The following is a 15877-nucleotide window of genomic DNA, read 5'->3' on the forward strand; positions in this document are numbered from 1 at the left end:
GGGTGGCCGGGGCGGCCCGGACCGCGGGTAGGTCCTTTCGGGGCGGCCCAGGGGCAGCCCCGAAGAGGGCTCGGGGCGGAACGCACCGGGTCAGGCGGGCTCGCCCCGCGTCAGGCCGCCCCGCGTCAGCTCACTCCGGAGTCGTGGCCGCCGGGGCCAGCTGTTCCGCCAGCCAGCCCGGGACGCCGCCGAGCAGCCGGACCAGCCGGCCGGCCTCCTCCCGGAGCCGGGCCGCCTCGCCGGGGTCGTCCAGGACGGCGGCGAGCGAGGCCAGCGCCGGCGCGATGCCGACGAGATAGCCCAGCTCCTCCCGGATGCGGAGCGACTCCGCGAAGCCGTACCGCGCCTCGGAGAGCTTGCCCTCGTGCTCGGCCATGGCCGCCACGTGCCGCCAGGTGAAGGAGAGCAGCAGGCGCTGCCCCTGTGCCGTCGCCCCGGCGTGGGCCCGCTGGAAGGCGGCCGTCGCGTCGGACGGGTTGTCCGACAGGTGCTGGGCGATCAGGCCGCGGCGGAAGTGGAGCAGGGGGCGCGTGGGCGACCCCGGGGCGAGCAGGGCCGCGGCCCTGCCCAGGGCGGAGCGGGCCTCGTCGGCCCGGTCGCGGACGCCCAGGAGCGTGGACGCGTAGGCGAGATGGCCGCGCTCGCAGGCCGCCGCCCCCCGTTCCTCGTCGTCCGTGGCCAGGGCCTCCGCCGCCCGCAGCGCGTCCTCGGCGTCTCCCCAGCCCTCCCCGGTGAACATGCACCGCTCGGTCAGGACCGCCGTCCGCTGCAGCGCGGGCCCCGGCTCGGCGGCGGCGCGCGGCGCGAGTAAGGCCGCGGCGTCGTCCCAGCAGGCGCGTGACCGCAGCCGCCACACGGCCCGTTCCAGCGGGTCGTCCCCCCGTGGGTCCGCACCGTGCGGGTCCGGCCCCTGCGGTCCCCTCGGCTCCGGCAACCCCGCATTACGCATGGCGGTGTCCGCCACAGTGCCCTCCCCAAGCGCGCCGTTGAGCTGGAAGCAGCCGTGACCGCATCTCAGCACGAAGAGACGGGCCCGGCCAAGGGTCAGGTGTGAATCAATTCACAAATGCTCTTCCGGCGATCATTGCAGAAAATCGTTCGCCCCGGCCGGCGGACGGCTGGGAGGATCGCCGCACGGCGATCCGGCACGCACTGCGGGCCCTGCTCGCCACGGAAGTCCACGCGTCGGGAGAGACGGACCATGCGCCAGAGCCTCGGAAACCTCCTGTGCCCTGACCGGACTACCGTTCCCGAGGACTTCATTGCTTCCGCACACTCTGCTCTCCGGGTTCACCCTGCCCGCGCAGCCCGTCCTGAACGTCGGCATCCTCGCGCACGTCGACGCGGGTAAGACGAGCCTCACCGAGCGCCTGCTCTTCGACGCCGGTGCCATCGGCCGGCTCGGCAGCGTCGACGCGGGCGACACCCGTACCGACAGCGGTGAGCTCGAACGCCGCCGCGGCATCACCATCCGCACCGCCGTCGCGCCCTTCCGCGTCGGCGGCCTGCGCGTCAACCTCGTCGACACCCCCGGCCACAGCGACTTCATCGCCGAGGTCGAACGCGCCCTGGGTGTCCTCGACGGCGCGGTGCTCGTCCTGTCCGCCGTGGAAGGTGTGCAGGCGCAAACGCGCGTGCTGATGAAGACGCTGCGGCGGCTGCGCCTGCCCACCCTCCTCTTCGTCAACAAGACCGACCGTCCGGGGGCGCGGGAGGCGGAGACGCTCGCCGCCGTCCGCCGGCGCCTGACGCCGTACGTGGTGCCCATGGCCACCGTCCGCGGCATCGGCACCCCCGGCGCCCGCACCGTCCCCGGCTCCTACGAGGACGCCGCCTTCTGCCGGGCGATGGCCGAGACGCTGGCCGAGCACGACGACGCGCTGCTCGCGAAACTCGTCGACGACCGGCCCGTCACGGCTCCGGAACTGCGGGAGACGCTCGCCCGGCAGACCGCGCACGGGCACGTGCACCCCGTCTACTTCGGCTCCGCCCTCTCCGGCCAGGGCGTGGCGGACCTCGCCGGCGGCATGGTGCGCTACCTTCCGCCCGCGCGCTGCGCCGGCCCGGAGACCACCGGCACGGTCTTCGCCGTCGACCGCGGGCCGTCCGGGGAGAAGACCGCCTATCTGCGCCTCTTCTCCGGCGCGGTGTCGGAGCGCGACCGCATCACGCTCCACCGGCGGGAGCCCGACGGCAGCCACAAGGAGCACACCGGCCGCGTCACGTCCCTCGCGGCGGTCGAGACCGGCCCGCCGGGGTCGGTGCGGCGCCGCGCCACGGCCGGTGACATCGCCCGGATCCGCGGTCTGCCGGAAGTCAGGGTGGGCGACCGCCTCGGCCCCGCGCGCGACGGCGAGCACCACCCCCACTTCGCCCCGCCGAGCCTGGAGACCGTGGTCCGGCCCGTATGCCCCGAGGACGCGGCCCGGCTGCACGGCGCCCTCGCCGCGCTCGCCGACCAGGACCCGCTCATCGGCACCCGCGCCCTCCCGGCGGGCGGCGGCACGTCCGTCCTGCTCTACGGCGAGGTGCAGAAGGAAATCATCGCGGCGACGCTGGCCGGGGAGTTCGGCGTCGACGCGGTCTTCGAACCCAGCAGCACCGTCTACCGCGAGCGGCCCACCGGCACGGGCGAGGCGTACGAGGAGATCGGCCGGCACGGCGGCCACGCCTTCTGGGCCACCGTCGGCCTGCGCGTCGGCCCGGGCGCCCCCGGCTCCGGCACGGTCTTCCGCCGCGAGACCGAACTGGGCGCCCTGCCCCTCGCCTTCGACCGGGCCGTCGAGGAGACCGTCCACCGCACCCTCGCCCAAGGCCTGCACGGCTGGCCCGTCACCGACTGCACCGTCACCCTGACCCGCTCCGGCTTCGCCGCACCGGTGAGCACCGCCGCCGACTTCCGCCGCCTCACCCCACTGGTCCTGATGGCGGCCCTGGCCGAGGCGGGCACGGCGGTGTACGAACCCTGCCACGCCTACGAACTGGAGGCCCCCGCCGACACCCTGAGCGCCGTTGCGGGGATGCTGGCGGGGCTCGGCGCCGAGATCCACGACACGGAGGCGGACCCGGAGACGTGCCTCCTCAAGGGCGTGCTTCCGGCCCGTGCCACCCCCGCCGCCGAACGCCGCCTCCCCGCCCTCACCCGCGGCGAAGCCCTCTGGTGGACCTTCCCCGCCGAAGACCGCCCCCACCAGGGCCTTCCCCCGGAACGCCCGCGCACGGACGGCAACCCGCTCAACCGCGCGGCGTACTCGCGGCACCTGACGGCGGGGCGGCCCGTCACACCGGCGGCAGCACGTCCGGCCCGATGACGGGAGTGTCGTCCTCGTGCAGCACTCTGCACGGCGGGTGGTGCTTGCAGAAGAAGCCGCGGCCCGTGCAGTACTGGCAGAGGTGAGCGCCCGTCATGTTGCCGCCCTGATGGGACTGGTCGAGGTAGAGCACGGCCGCGTGGTAGTCGCCGCTCCCCCTGCATCCCTTGCAGAAGGCGTGCGGGCCGGGGCACACCTCGTCAGGTTCACTCATATCCGTGATGATGCGCGCCTGCCGCAGGAGCCGTACCCCACTTGGGTGAGACTCCTCCTTTCTGCGTACGTCCCCCGCCTTCCGCGTACGGCTCCCGCCCTCCGCGTCAGCTCATGCGCAGCGCCAGGAAGAAGTCCAGCTTGTCCTCCAGGCGCGACAGGTCCCGGCCCGTCAGTTGCTCGATCCTGCCCACGCGGTAGCGCAGGGTGTTCACATGCAGATGCAGCCGCGTCGCGCACCGGGTCCAGGAGCCGTCGCAGTCCAGGAACGCCTCCAGCGTCGGGATGAGCTCGGCGCGGTGGCGGCGGTCGTAGTCGCGCAGCGGGTCCAGGAGGCGGGCCGTGAAGGCGCGGCGGACGTCGTCGGGGACGAACGGCAGGAGCAGGACGTGCGAGGCCAGCTCCTGGTGGCCCGCCGCGCACACCCGGCCCGGGCGGGCGGCGGCGACCCGGCGGGCGTGCCGGGCCTCCTCCAGCGCCCCGCGCAGGCCCTCCGCCGAGTGCACGGCGGCGCTGACGCCGAGGGTGAGGCGGCCGTCGTCGTCGAGGCCGCGGGAGAGCGGCTCGCGGACGGCCGCGAGGATGCGGTCCGCGTGCAGGCCGGGGGCCCGGCCCTCCTCGCCGCCCTCCGCGCCCGCGGACACGGCGGGCAGCGGCACCAGCGCCACCGCCTCATCGCCCATGTGGGCGACGGCGATCCGGTCGGACGACTCGGGCCCGGAGGCGTCGGGGGCGACCAGCATCTCCTCCAGCAGGGCCTGGGCGACCGGCCCGCCGGGGATGTCGCCGTCCTCCCACTCGACGCGGGCCACGACGACCTGCCAGTGCGGTGCCGTGCCGAGGCCCGGCAGCAGGACGGGGGCCGCGACGCGCAGGCGGGCCGCGATCTCGGCGGGCGCCGCGCCGGCCTGGACCAGCTCCAGGACCTCCTGGGCGAGCCTGCGGCGGACCGTACGGGCGGCATCGCGCCGGTCCCGCTCCACCGCGATGAGCTGGGTGACGCCGTCGAGCAGGTCGAGCCGCTCCGGCGACCAGTCCCCGGCGTCGGCCTCGACGGCGAGCAGCCAGTCCGACAGGACCGTCTCGCGCACGTCGCGGGCCGCCAGGGCGCGGCCGCTGTGGCTGATGGGGAACAGCGAGTACGTACCGCCGCCGACCGTCACCCGGTGCGGGCCGCGGCGGCCCGTGCGCGCGGCGGCCAGGTGCTCGCCGGCCAGGGCCGCGCTGACCGTGGAGGGCAGCTCGGGCCCGGCGCCCGCGAGCGAGGAGCCCGCGATGGGGCGGCCGGTCGGGGACAGCACCCAGGCCCGCAGGTCCAGGTCGGAGCCGAGCAGGTCGAGGACGACCTCGGGGCCGCCGCCGGCCGGGCCGGACGTCATCAGCCGGCGGTGCCGGTCCACGACGGCCGCCAGGTCCCCGGCGCGCTCGCTCGACACCTGCCGGACGACGTGCTCGGTGATGGAGGCGAACGAGACGTTCTCGTTCACCGAGAACAGCGGCAGGCGGTGCCGGGCGCACGCGCGGATCAGGTCGTCCGGGATGGAGGCCATCTCGGCCTCGCCCGCCGCGAGCCCCGCCACGCCCGCCCCGGTGAGGATCCGGACGAAGCGCTCGGAGTCCTCCGGCTCCCGCCGCCAGGCGAGGCCCGTCAGGACCAGTTCGCCGCCGGAGAGGTAGCGGCTCGGGTCGCGCAGGTCGGTCGTCATCACGCCGCGCACCGAGCGGTCCAGCTCGTCCTCGCCGCCGAGCAGGCGGAGGCCCAGCGCTTCGGTCTCCAGCAGTGCGCGCAGCCGCATCGTGGTCGCCGCCGATCTGTCTTGTTGTTACCAGTGGAATGCAGTGAGGTTTCCCCACCCCGTCTTTCGTTCGAATCTACAAGATGCGCGCTCCGGCCAGCCAACCGCTTCATGGTTTCGGTGACTGCACCGCCCCGCCGGGTGCTCGGTCTACTGGGCCCACAGCGTGCGGCACGGCCGCGGAACGCACCGGAACCGCCACGCGGACACCCCCCTCGGACGAGCCTGCGAGACCGATCGAGAAGAGAACCCCATGGAGTTCCTGCGCCCCGGCAGCTGGGAGGAGGCTCTGGCCGCCAAGGCCGAGCACCCGGCCGCTGTCCCTATCGCGGGCGGCACGGACGTGATGGTCGAGATCAATTTCGATCAGCGCCGTCCGGAGTACCTGCTGGACCTGAACCGCATCGGCGATTTGTACGAATGGGAGACCGGTGAGGAGGAGGTCCGGCTGGGCGCCTCCGTCCCGTACGCACGGATCATGGACGAGCTGCGGGCGGAGCTGCCCGGCCTCGCGCTCGCGGCGCACACCGTCGGCTCGCCGCAGATCCGCAACCGCGGCAGCGTCGGCGGCAACCTCGGCGCCGCCTCGCCCGCCGGGGACTCCCACCCGCCGCTGCTCGCGGCGGGCGCGCAGGTGGAGGCCGAGTCCGTGCGCGGCACCCGGCTGATCCCCGCCGAGGAGTTCTACACCGGCGTCAAGCGCAACGCCCTCGCGCCCGACGAGCTGATCCGGGCCGTACGGATCGCGCGGGCCGACGGGCCCCAGCAGTTCTCCAAGGTCGGCACGCGCAACGCCATGGTCATCGCCGTCTGCGCGTTCTCGCTCGCGCTGCACCCGCGCAGCCGCACGGTGCGCACCGGCATCGGCTCCGCCGCGCCCACCCCGGTCCGGGCCCGGGCCGCGGAGGACTTCCTTGCCGCGGTCCTGGACGAGGGCGGCTTCTGGGAGTCCGGCCGGCCCCTGCAGCCCTCCGCCGCCCGGCAGTTCGCCGAGCTCGCCGCCGGGGCCTGCAATCCGATCGACGACGTCCGCGGCAGCGCCCGCTACCGCCGGCACGCCGTCGCCGTCATGGCCCGCCGCACGCTCGGCTGGACGTGGGACGCCTACCGAGGCAGGGAGGAGGACGTCCGGTGCGCGTGAACTTCACGGTCAACGGCCGCCCGCAGCAGGCCGACGACGTGTGGGAGGGCGAGAGCCTGCTCTACGTCCTGCGGGAGCGGCTCGGGCTGCCGGGCTCGAAGAACGCCTGCGAACAGGGCGAGTGCGGCTCGTGCACGGTCCGGCTCGACGGGCTGCCGGTGTGCGCCTGCCTGGTGGCCGCGGGACAGGCCGAGGGGCGGGAGGTCGACACCGTCGAGGGGCTCGCCCCGGACGGCGAACTCTCGCCCGTCCAGCAGGCCTTCGCCGACGCGGGCGCCGTCCAGTGCGGCTTCTGCACCCCCGGCCTGATCGTCGCCGCCGACGAGCTGATCCGGCGGAACCCCGGCCCGTCCGACGCGGACATCCGCGAGGCCCTCTCGGGCAACCTGTGCCGGTGCACCGGCTACGAGGCCATCCTCGACGCGGTCCGCCTCGCGGCCGCCCGCACCGGGGAAGCCGCCGCCCGTGCCGGAGAGACGGGCGGCCGCGCCGGAGAGGCGGGCGGCCGATGACCACCGCACGCACCCCCGCGGGCCTCGCCGCCGGCACCCACGGCGGCATCGGTGAATCCGTCCCCCGCCCCGACGGCACGCTCAAGGTCACCGGCGAGTTCGCCTACGCCTCCGACCTCTGGCACGAGGACATGCTGTGGGGCTTCACCCTCCGCAGCCCGCACGCCCACGCCCGGATCCTGTCCGCCGACATCTCCGAGGCCCTCGCCACCCCCGGCGTCCACGCCGTGCTCACGTACCACGACCTGCCCGCCGAGACCCGCTACGGACTGGAGATCAAGGACACCCCCGTCCTCGCCGACGGCGTCGTCCGCTACCACGGCGAGCCCGTCGCCCTCGTCGCCGCCGACCACCCCGAGACGGCCCGCCGCGCCGCCGCCCGGATCCGCGTCGCCTACGAGGAACTCCCCGTCGTCAGCGACGAGGAGAGCGCCACCGCCCCCGGCGCGCCCCTCCTGCACCCCGGCCGCGACGACGCCCACGCCGCCCACGTCCCGCACCCCAACATCGTCCACCGGCAGCCCGTCGTCCGCGGCGACGTCGCCGCCGCCGCGGCCCGCGCCGACGTCGTCGTCACCGGCGACTACGAAGTGGGCATGCAGGACCAGGCGTTCCTCGGCCCGGAGTCCGGGCTGGCCGTGCCCGCCGAGGACGGCGGCGTCGACCTCTACACCGCCACCCAGTGGCTCCACGCCGACCTGCGGCAGATCGCCCCCGTCCTCGGCCTCCCCGAGGACAAGGTCCGCATGACGCTCTCCGGCGTGGGCGGCGCCTTCGGCGGGCGCGAGGACCTGTCCATGCAGGCCCACGCCTGCCTGCTGGCGCTGCGCACCGGCAGGCCCGTGAAGATGGTCTACAACCGCTTCGAGTCGTTCTTCGGCCACGTCCACCGCCACCCCGCCCGGCTCCACTACGAGCACGGGGCGAGCAGCGACGGCCGGCTCCTCTACGTGAAGGCGCGCATCGTCCTCGACGGCGGCGCCTACGCCTCCTCCTCCCCGGCCGTCGTCGGCAACGCGGCCTCCCTGTCCGTCGGCCCGTACGTGGTCGGCAACGTCGACGCCGAGGCGCTCGCGCTCTACACCAACAACCCGCCGTGCGGGGCGATGCGCGGCTTCGGCGCCGTCCAGGCCTGCTTCGCCTACGAGGCCCAGATGGACCGGCTGGCCGAGCGGCTGGGGATGGACCCGGTGGAGTTCCGGCAGCGCAACGCCATGGCGCAGGGCGCCGTCATGCCGACCGGCCAGGTCGTCGACGCCCCCGCGCCCGTCGCCGAGCTGCTGCGCCGGGTCAAGGCCCGGCCGCTGCCGCCCGAGCGGCCCTGGGAGACCGCCGGAGGCGGGGCCGACGTGCGCGCCCTGCCGGGCGGCCTGTCCAACACCACTCACGGCGAGGGCGTGGTCCGCGGCGTCGGCTACGCGGTCGGGATAAAGAACGTCGGCTTCTCGGAGGGCTTCGACGACTACTCGACGGCGCGCGTGCGGCTCGAAGTGACCGCCGGGCAGCCGGTGGCCACCGTGCACACCGCGATGGCCGAGGTGGGCCAGGGCGGGGTGACCGTCCACGCCCAGATCGCCCGCACCGAACTGGGCGTCACGCAGGTCGTCCTGCAGCCCGCCGACACCCGCGTGGGCTCCGCCGGATCCACGTCCGCCTCCCGGCAGACTTACGTCACGGGCGGCGCCGTCCGCCACGCCTGCCGAGCCGTGCGCGAGCAGGTCCTCGCCCTCGGGCGCGCCAGGTTCGGCGCCTCCCACCCCGCCTGGGCGCACGACGGGCTGCTCCTGGAGGGCGGCAAGGTGACCACCGAGGCGGGCGAGGTCCTCGCCTCCCTCGCGGACGTCCTGGAGGACGAGGCGGTCGACGTCGAGCGCGAGTGGCGGCACCGGCCCACCGAACCCTTCGACCTGCGCACCGGCCGGGGCAACGGCCACGTCCAGTACTCCTTCGCGGCCCACCGCGCCGTCGTCGACGTCGACACCGAGCTCGGGCTCGTCAAGGTCGTCGAACTGGCCTGCGCGCAGGACGTCGGCAAGGCCATGAACCCGCTCGCCGTCACCGGCCAGATACAGGGCGGCACGGTCCAGGGCCTGGGCCTCGCGGTCATGGAGGAGATCGTCGTCTCCGCGGACGGCCGCGTCCGCAACCCCTCCTTCACCGACTACCTGATCCCCACCATCCTCGACACCCCCGCCATCCCCGTGGACATCCTCGAACTCGCCGACGAGCACGCCCCGTACGGGCTGCGCGGCGCGGGCGAGGCCCCCACGCTGTCCGCCACCCCGGCCGTCGTGGCGGCGATCCGGGCCGCCACGGGGCTGCCGCTCGGCAGGGTGCCGGTGCGGCCCGAACACCTCACCGGGACCTGAGGGTCCCCCGCAGGGCACCACCGGCCGCGCGCCCCCCAGCGGCCGGTGACGTGCCGTCCCGTCGCCTCGGGCCGTCCCCCGGGTCGTGCAGCCGAACCACTCACCCGGACCATGGGAGCAGGCATTTCATGACCCAGCCATCCGTGGAGCCGAGGGCCACGGCGGAGGACGCGGGCGCGGGCCCCCGCCGCTCCGCCACCGCCTCCCGGCTCGACCGCTACTTCCACATCAGCGCACGCGGATCCACCGCCGGCCGGGAGGTGCGCGGCGGCATCACCACCTTCATGGCGATGTGCTACATCCTCCTGCTCAACCCCCTGATCCTGTCCGGCCCGGACGTCTCCGGGCAGCGGCTCGGCCACGCCGGGCTGATCACCGCGACGGCGCTGGCCGCGGCGGTCTGCACCCTCCTCATGGGAGTCGTGGGGCGGGTCCCGCTCGCCCTGGCCGCCGGGCTGGGCGTCTCCGGCGTGCTGTCCACCCAGGTGGCGCCCCACATGACCTGGCCCCAGGCGATGGGGATGTGCGTGCTGTACGGCGCGGTGATCGTGCTGCTGGCCGTGACCGGACTGCGCGAGCTGATCATGAACGCGCTGCCGCCGGCCCTCAAGCACGCCATCACCATGGGCATCGGCATGTTCATCGCCCTGATAGGCCTGGTCAAGGCCGGTTTCGTACACGCCTCCAAGGGCGGCGGGCCGGTGACGCTCGGCCCGGCCGGCGAGCTGGCCGGCTGGCCCGTGCTGATCTTCTGCGTCACCCTGCTGGCCGTCTTCATGCTGCAGGCGCGCGACGTCCCCGGCGCGATCCTCATCGGCATCGTCGTCGGTACGGTGCTGGCCGTCGTCGTCAACGCCGCCGCGGGCCCGGGGCCCGGCGCCTGGCAGAACGGCGCGCCCGAGCTCAAGGGCAGCGCGGTCTCCATGCCGGACTTCTCCCTCTTCGGGCACGTGGAGTTCGGCGGCTGGGGCTCGCTGGGCGTCATGAGCGTCGGAATGATCGTCTTCACGCTCGTCCTGGCCGGCTTCTTCGACGCCATGGCCACGATCATCGGCGTCGCCACGGAGGCCCGGCTGACGGACGACCGCGGCCGGCTGCCCGGCCTCAGCAAGGCGCTGTTCATCGACGGCGCGGGCGGTGCGATCGGCGGGGTCGCCGGCGCGTCGGGCCAGACCGTCTTCATCGAGTCGGCGACCGGGGTCGGCGAGGGCGCCCGGACGGGACTGTCGTCCGTCGTGACCGGCCTGCTCTTCACCGCCTGCCTGTTCTTCACCCCGCTGACCCGCATCGTGCCCGGCGAGGTCGCCGCCGCCGCGCTCGTCGTCATCGGCGCGATGATGATGAGCAACGCCCGGCACGTCGACTGGGCCGACCGGGCCGTCGCCGTCCCGGCGTTCCTGACCGTGGTGCTGATGCCGTTCACGTACTCCATCACGGCGGGCGTGGGCGCGGGCGTCATCGCCTTCACCGCGATCAAGGCGGCCCAGGGCAAGTGGCGCGAGCCGGGCGTCTTCATGTGGGTGCTGACGGCGGTGTTCACGGGGTATTTCGCACTGCATCCCATCGAACACTGGCTGGGCGTCAGATAAGGAGTACGACTGCCATGCTGGACATCGCCGAGGAGCTGCACCGCTGGTGCGGGGAAGGGCGGGCGTTCGCCGTCGCCACCGTCGTCGCGGTCGAGGGCAGCGCGCCGCGGCAGCCGGGTGCGGCCCTCGCCGTCGACGCCGGGGGCACGGCGGTCGGATCGGTCTCGGGCGGGTGCGTGGAGGGCGCGGTGTACGAGCTGTGCCGCGCCGCGCTGGAGAGCGGCGAGAGCGTGCGGGAACGGTTCGGCTACTCGGACGAGGACGCCTTCGCCGTGGGCCTGACCTGCGGCGGCGTCCTCGACGTCCTGGTCGTCCCGGTCCGCCCGGACGGCCCGGAGCGCGCCGTGCTGGCCGAGGCGCTGGCGGCGGCGACGGCGGGCGAGCCGGTGGCGCTCGCCCGGGTGGCCGCCGGCCCGGCGGAGCTGCTGGGCGGGGCGCTGCTGGTACGGGCGGACGGGACGCATGAGGGGACGCTGTCGGCGCCGGGCGCGTCTTTTGCCCCCGGTGCGGTTTCTGCTTCCGTTGCGGAAGCCGCTTCCGGCGCGCTGGACCGTACGGTCGCCGCGGAGGCTGCCGCACTGCTGGCCGCAGGCCGTACGTGCACGTTCACGACGGGTGCGGACGGTGCGGCCGGTGACCGCTGCGGCGATCCGGTGACGGTTCTGGTGGAGTCGTGCCTGCCGCCGCCGCGCATGATCGTCTTCGGGGCGGTGGACTTCGCCGCGGCGCTCGTACGGGCCGGCAAGTTCCTCGGCCACCACGTCACGGTGTGCGACGCGCGGCCCGTCTTCGCGACGCCCGGCCGCTTCCCGGAGGCGGACGAGGTCGCCGTCGACTGGCCGCACCGCTACCTCGACGCCCAGGAGGCGGCGGGGGCGCTCGACGCCCGGACGGTCCTGTGCGTGCTGACCCACGACGCGAAGTTCGACGTGCCGCTGCTGGAACGGGCGCTGCGGCTGCCCGTCGCCTACGTCGGTGCGATGGGCTCGCGGCGCACGCACGAGGACCGGCTGCGGCGGCTGCGCGAGGCGGGCGTCGGCGAGCGGGAGCTGGACCGGCTGCGCTCGCCGATCGGCCTCGATCTGGGCGCCCGCACGCCGGAGGAGACGGCCCTGTCCATCGCGGCGGAGATCGTGGCCGTCCGCCACGGAGGCACGGGCACCCCCCTGACGGGCGCGCACACCCCCATCCACCACGAGCCGGTGCGGGGGCTGGGCTCGGTGGCCTGAGCGGGGCCTGCGGACCGGCCCGCGGAGAGGCCCTGATAGAACGTGAGTCGCATTTTCTGAGCTGTTGACTTCACGTTCCTGTCCCACCAGCACAATGAGGCCCCTTGTCGCCCTCCAGACGGACCTGGACCCTCGCCATCGCCCTGAGCCTGGCCACCTGCGGAACGGCCGCCACGGCGTCCGCCGCACCCTCTCCGGCGGCCACCTCTCCGGCGGCCCCGTCCCCCGCCCCGTCCGCAGCCGCTGCCGCCCGCACGGCCGAGACGTACTGGACGGCCGAGCGCATGGCCGCCGCGAAGCCGCTCGGGGCGGGCAAGCCCGCGACCGCGAAGCGGAAGCCGTCCGGAGGGAGCGCCCTCGCCGCCCCGCGCACCTCGGTCGCGGCCTTCTCGCCCCTCTTGTCCTTCGCGTCCTTCGCATCTGTCGCGACCGTCACAACCGTCGCGTCCGCACCGGCCGGCACGCCCCAGGGCACGTACGGCGACGGCATACCCATGGTCGGCACGTTCTTCAGCAGTGACCCCAGCGGGCCCACGTACTGCACCGCGAGCGTCGTGCAGAGCCCGGGCCGCAACCTGGTCCTCACCGCCGGGCACTGCGCGCAGGGCCTTTCCGGGAGCGCGCAGCAGATCTTCGTGCCGCAGTACCGCAAGGGGCTGGACGCGGCCCACCAGCCGTACGGCGTCTTCCCGGTGCAGCGGGTCTTCAGCGACCCGCGCTACACCCGCAACAGCACCGGCCCCGAGTCCGACCTGGACGTCGGCTTCGCCCGTCTCGGCCCCAACTCCCGCGGCGAGCAGGCCGAGACCCGCACCGGCGCGCTCCGGCTCACCCCCACGCCCCGCTGGACCAGCACCGTCACCGTCGTCGGCTACCCCGGCTCGCACAACACCGATCAGCGGGCCCTCAGCTGCACCGTGCCGACCTCCCGGCTGTCCGGCCAGCACCAGCTCCAGATGAAGTGCGGCGGCTTCTACGGCGGCACGTCCGGCAGCCCCTGGATCACCGGCTACGACGCCTCGGCCCGTACCGGCGACATCATCGGCAGCCTCGGCGGCTGGAACGGCGGCGGAACCCTCACCGGCGAGGACTGGATCAGCTACGCGCCCGTGTTCGGCAGCGAGGTCCAGGCCCTCTACCAGGACGCCGTCGCCGACCGGACGCCCGTCCGGACGGCCTACCAGCGCCCCGCCGACAGCGCCCGCCTCCCCGGCGCCGCCTCCACCTGGTCCCACGCCAAGCACCTGGTCTCCGCCGACCTCACCGGCGACGGGCGCGACGACCTGATGACCATCTGGAGCGACGGCGAGGTCAGCCTCTACCCGGGCGACGGCCGCGGCGGCTTCGGCGCCGAGCAGCAGCTCGCCCGGAGCGACAGCTTCTGGAAGCGCGCCGTGGCGGTCACCGCGGGCGACTTCAGCGGCTCCGGCAAGCCCGACCTCATGGTCCGCTGGGACACCGGCAAGCTCAGCTACTACGAGGACTTCCAGGCCTCCGGCTCGGGCCCCGAGCGCACCCTCGGCGCGGGCGGCTCGTACTGGAAGTACGCCTCACAGATCACCGCCGGCCGCTACGACTCCACGGCCCGGTCCGCCGATCTGGTCGTGCGCTGGGTCGACGGCAGCCTCAGCGTGTACGCGGGCGCCGGGCCGTCCGGGCCGGGCACGGAACGCCGCCTGATGGACGCCGGCTCGTACTGGAAGTACGCCACCGCCCTCAGCAGCCCCCGCCCGGCGGGCCAGGACCGCAGCACGCTCCTCGTCCGCTGGTCCGACGGCTCCCTCGGCTCGTACGCCCCCACCGGCACGGACCTCGGCAAGGGCACCCGCCTCCAGCCCCCCAACCCGTCCTGGACGGACACCGCCATGACCGCGGGCGACCTCACCGGCACGGGCCGCCCGAACGCCCTCGTGATCCGCTGGTCGGACGGCGAGACGTCCCTCTACGACGGGGTGACCGGGGGCGCACCGGGCACGTGGACACCACTGGTGAACAACGGCTGAGGGGCCGCCGGGTCATCGCAGGCCGAGCACCATCGCGTCGTACAGCGGCGCCCCGTCCCACGGCCGCGACCGGCCGATCCTCCGGTATCCCCATGCCGCATAGGCACACCGGGCCGGAGCCGCCTCCGGCTCCGGCCGCACGGTGAGCGCCACGCGCTCGGCTTGCAGGCCGTCCAGCAGCCGGGCGTGCAAGCCGGCGGCGATCCCTCGCCGACGGCACGCCGCGCGGACGGCCAGCTCGATGACGGCGAAGGTCCGTTCCCCGGTCTCCTTGGTGAACGCGGCCGGGCCGGGTTCCAGCAGGCCGTTCCACCAGCGGGTGTCGGCAGGCAGCAGGTAGCCGAAGGAGAAGCCCACGAGGCCGTCCCCCTTGTGGGCGAGGACCAGCCGGAACCCGGGGCGCCGGGACTGGCGCCCGAAGCGCTCGATGAACTCGGCGACGTCCCTGGGGCCTTCGCAGTACGGCGGCTCGGCGTAGATCTCCTCGTACAGCGCGAGGAAGCCGTCGAGCTGCAGGCCGGCTCCGGGCCCTTCGTACGACGAGAACGACACGTCGGTCGGCACGGGTCCTCCCTTTACGGCAGGTGGTCGGTCAGCGCTTCGGCCGAGGCCCGGGCGGCGGCACCGCCCGCCGCCAGCAAGTCCCGGACTTCGCCCAGCCGGCGGACCACGCGCCCCGACTCGACCTCGGCGAGGTGCTCAAGGCTTCCGAGAGCTTCAGCGGCGGCTTCCTCCGCCTCACCGGCCTGCGCCAGGCTCCTGGCCAGGGTCAGACGGTACAGCGCCCTGTTGCGGCCGTACGCCCGGTCCTGGCGGGCCAGTGCAGCGCGCAGGAACGGGACGGCGGCCTTGTGGCGCCCGGCTTCGTCATAAAGCAGGCCCTGTACGAAGTCCACCTCCGCGTGGCTGTGGAAGGCGGCCCACTCCGGCGCCGGGCGGCCCCGGTCGGCCCGGTCCGCCATGCGGAAGGAGTCGGCCAGCCTGCTTCGGGCGCCGCCGTGATCGCCCATGTGTGCAAGAGCGCGTGCCTCACGCGATGCAATGAGGGAGAGCAGGGCCGGCGATCCGAACGGGACCGCCCGGGCCCGGGCCGCCCGGGCCAGGTCGTAGCCCTCCCGGGGCCGGTCCTCGTGGATCGCCTGCATGCTGAGGCCTGTCAGCACGAGGATCTCCAGACTGTCGTCGCGGAGCATCGTGGCGGTCGTCAGCGCCTCCCCCCAGTACTGGCGGGCGATGGATTGCTCTCCTGCGTCGTAGTGGAGCCACGCGCACTGCTCGGCCGTCTCCCCGGCGAGCAGGAGGAGTTGCCGGCTGATCGTCTCCGGGTAGGAAGCCGTGTTGATCACACGCCGGATACGACACAGGTGCCGGACGGCCAGCGATCGGACGGCATCGCCGCCATAGGCGTCATCAAGGGTGTAGAGCGAGCGAAGCCCTTCCCGTAGTTCGGCGACGTGCGCGCTGCCGACCGTATGGGAAGAACCGAGTGCGAGTCCGGCGGTAGCGCCCACTGAGTCGGCGACGAATGAGCGGCGGTCCACACTCACCTCCTCCTGCCTTCGGACGGGCGATACATCCACCGTCCCATTCGGTGGAGGGCCGGGGAAGCCCAAGTCCAGCGGGCTCGTCCCGAACATGGCGTGGAGCACCCGCCAGGCACGAGCTCGGGGGCGAGGCGGGCAGGGCTGCTTCCACCGCCGTAGTTGTCTGTCGG

At 74.4% G+C, this 15877-nt stretch carries 12 protein-coding genes; 7 read left to right on the forward strand and 5 right to left on the reverse strand.

Annotation, left to right across the window (positions count from 1 at the left end):
• Positions 1–130 precede the first annotated feature (130 nt).
• Positions 131–949 carry a hypothetical protein gene (locus tag ACFZCD_RS22790; RefSeq protein WP_391834001.1) on the reverse strand — a complete coding sequence of 273 codons (819 nt, stop codon included), beginning with the start codon at positions 947–949 and terminating at the stop codon, positions 131–133.
• Between the two features lie 313 nt (positions 950–1262).
• Here ACFZCD_RS22790 and otr(A) point away from each other — a divergent pair, with 313 nt between their 5' ends.
• Entirely contained in the window at positions 1263–3311 is a 2049-nt protein-coding gene (otr(A), locus tag ACFZCD_RS22795) for a tetracycline resistance ribosomal protection protein Otr(A) (RefSeq protein WP_391833629.1), read from the forward strand.
• Here the strand turns inward: otr(A) and ACFZCD_RS22800 are convergent.
• Together ACFZCD_RS22800 and ACFZCD_RS22805 are read right to left on the reverse strand one after the other, a co-directional pair.
• Positions 3280–3525 (reverse strand): hypothetical protein, encoded by a 246-nt coding sequence (locus tag ACFZCD_RS22800; protein ID WP_391833631.1) that lies wholly within the window; start codon positions 3523–3525, stop codon positions 3280–3282. The genes otr(A) and ACFZCD_RS22800 overlap by 32 nt on opposite strands.
• Before the next feature lie 106 nt (positions 3526–3631).
• Complete coding sequence (locus ACFZCD_RS22805) at positions 3632–5320, reverse strand: PucR family transcriptional regulator (RefSeq protein ID WP_391833633.1); 1689 nt, start codon at positions 5318–5320, stop codon at positions 3632–3634.
• A 253-nt stretch (positions 5321–5573) separates the two neighbouring features.
• Here ACFZCD_RS22805 and ACFZCD_RS22810 point away from each other — a divergent pair, with 253 nt between their 5' ends.
• From ACFZCD_RS22810 to ACFZCD_RS22835, 6 genes are all read left to right on the forward strand, one after another.
• Positions 5574–6461: an FAD binding domain-containing protein gene (locus ACFZCD_RS22810; RefSeq protein WP_391833635.1), complete on the forward strand. Its 888-nt coding sequence runs from the start codon at positions 5574–5576 to the stop codon at positions 6459–6461.
• Positions 6452–6973, forward strand: coding sequence for a (2Fe-2S)-binding protein (locus tag ACFZCD_RS22815; RefSeq protein WP_391833637.1), 522 nt, complete (start codon positions 6452–6454; stop codon positions 6971–6973). Before ACFZCD_RS22810 ends, ACFZCD_RS22815 begins: the two co-directional genes overlap by 10 nt.
• Positions 6970–9342: a xanthine dehydrogenase subunit D gene (gene pucD, locus ACFZCD_RS22820; RefSeq protein WP_391833639.1), complete on the forward strand. Its 2373-nt coding sequence runs from the start codon at positions 6970–6972 to the stop codon at positions 9340–9342. The genes ACFZCD_RS22815 and pucD overlap by 4 nt, the downstream gene beginning before the upstream one ends.
• Positions 9343–9470: 128 nt before the next feature.
• Entirely contained in the window at positions 9471–10931 is a 1461-nt protein-coding gene (locus ACFZCD_RS22825) for an NCS2 family permease (protein ID WP_391833641.1), read from the forward strand.
• A gap of 14 nt (positions 10932–10945) precedes the next feature.
• Positions 10946–12160: an XdhC family protein gene (locus ACFZCD_RS22830; RefSeq protein WP_391833643.1), complete on the forward strand. Its 1215-nt coding sequence runs from the start codon at positions 10946–10948 to the stop codon at positions 12158–12160.
• A gap of 104 nt (positions 12161–12264) precedes the next feature.
• A complete protein-coding gene (locus ACFZCD_RS22835) occupies positions 12265–14163 on the forward strand; it encodes an FG-GAP-like repeat-containing protein (protein WP_391833645.1) in 1899 nt (632 codons plus the stop codon).
• Positions 14164–14175: 12 nt separating this feature from the next.
• Here ACFZCD_RS22835 and ACFZCD_RS22840 read toward each other — a convergent pair whose 3' ends face one another.
• Together ACFZCD_RS22840 and ACFZCD_RS22845 are read right to left on the reverse strand one after the other, a co-directional pair.
• Complete coding sequence (locus tag ACFZCD_RS22840) at positions 14176–14727, reverse strand: GNAT family N-acetyltransferase (protein ID WP_391833647.1); 552 nt, start codon at positions 14725–14727, stop codon at positions 14176–14178.
• 11 nt (positions 14728–14738) lie between these two features.
• Entirely contained in the window at positions 14739–15704 is a 966-nt protein-coding gene (locus ACFZCD_RS22845; RefSeq protein ID WP_391833649.1) for a hypothetical protein, read from the reverse strand.
• Positions 15705–15877: the final 173 nt, after the last annotated feature.

It is taken from the genome of Streptomyces sp. NPDC008001 (genome assembly GCF_042958085.1).
In the GTDB taxonomy this organism is placed as follows: Bacteria; Actinomycetota; Actinomycetes; order Streptomycetales; family Streptomycetaceae; genus Streptomyces.

Coding starts and splice junctions, on each gene's coding strand:
- ACFZCD_RS22810 (WP_391833635.1), top strand. CDS start 5,574: ATGGAGTTCCTGCGCCCCGGCAGCTGGGAGGAGGCTCTGGCCGCCAAG.
- ACFZCD_RS22790 (WP_391834001.1), bottom strand. CDS start 949: ATGCGTAATGCGGGGTTGCCGGAGCCGAGGGGACCGCAGGGGCCGGAC.
- ACFZCD_RS22825 (WP_391833641.1), top strand. CDS start 9,471: ATGACCCAGCCATCCGTGGAGCCGAGGGCCACGGCGGAGGACGCGGGC.
- ACFZCD_RS22800 (WP_391833631.1), bottom strand. CDS start 3,525: ATGAGTGAACCTGACGAGGTGTGCCCCGGCCCGCACGCCTTCTGCAAG.
- ACFZCD_RS22805 (WP_391833633.1), bottom strand. CDS start 5,320: ATGCGGCTGCGCGCACTGCTGGAGACCGAAGCGCTGGGCCTCCGCCTG.
- ACFZCD_RS22830 (WP_391833643.1), top strand. CDS start 10,946: ATGCTGGACATCGCCGAGGAGCTGCACCGCTGGTGCGGGGAAGGGCGG.
- pucD (WP_391833639.1), top strand. CDS start 6,970: ATGACCACCGCACGCACCCCCGCGGGCCTCGCCGCCGGCACCCACGGC.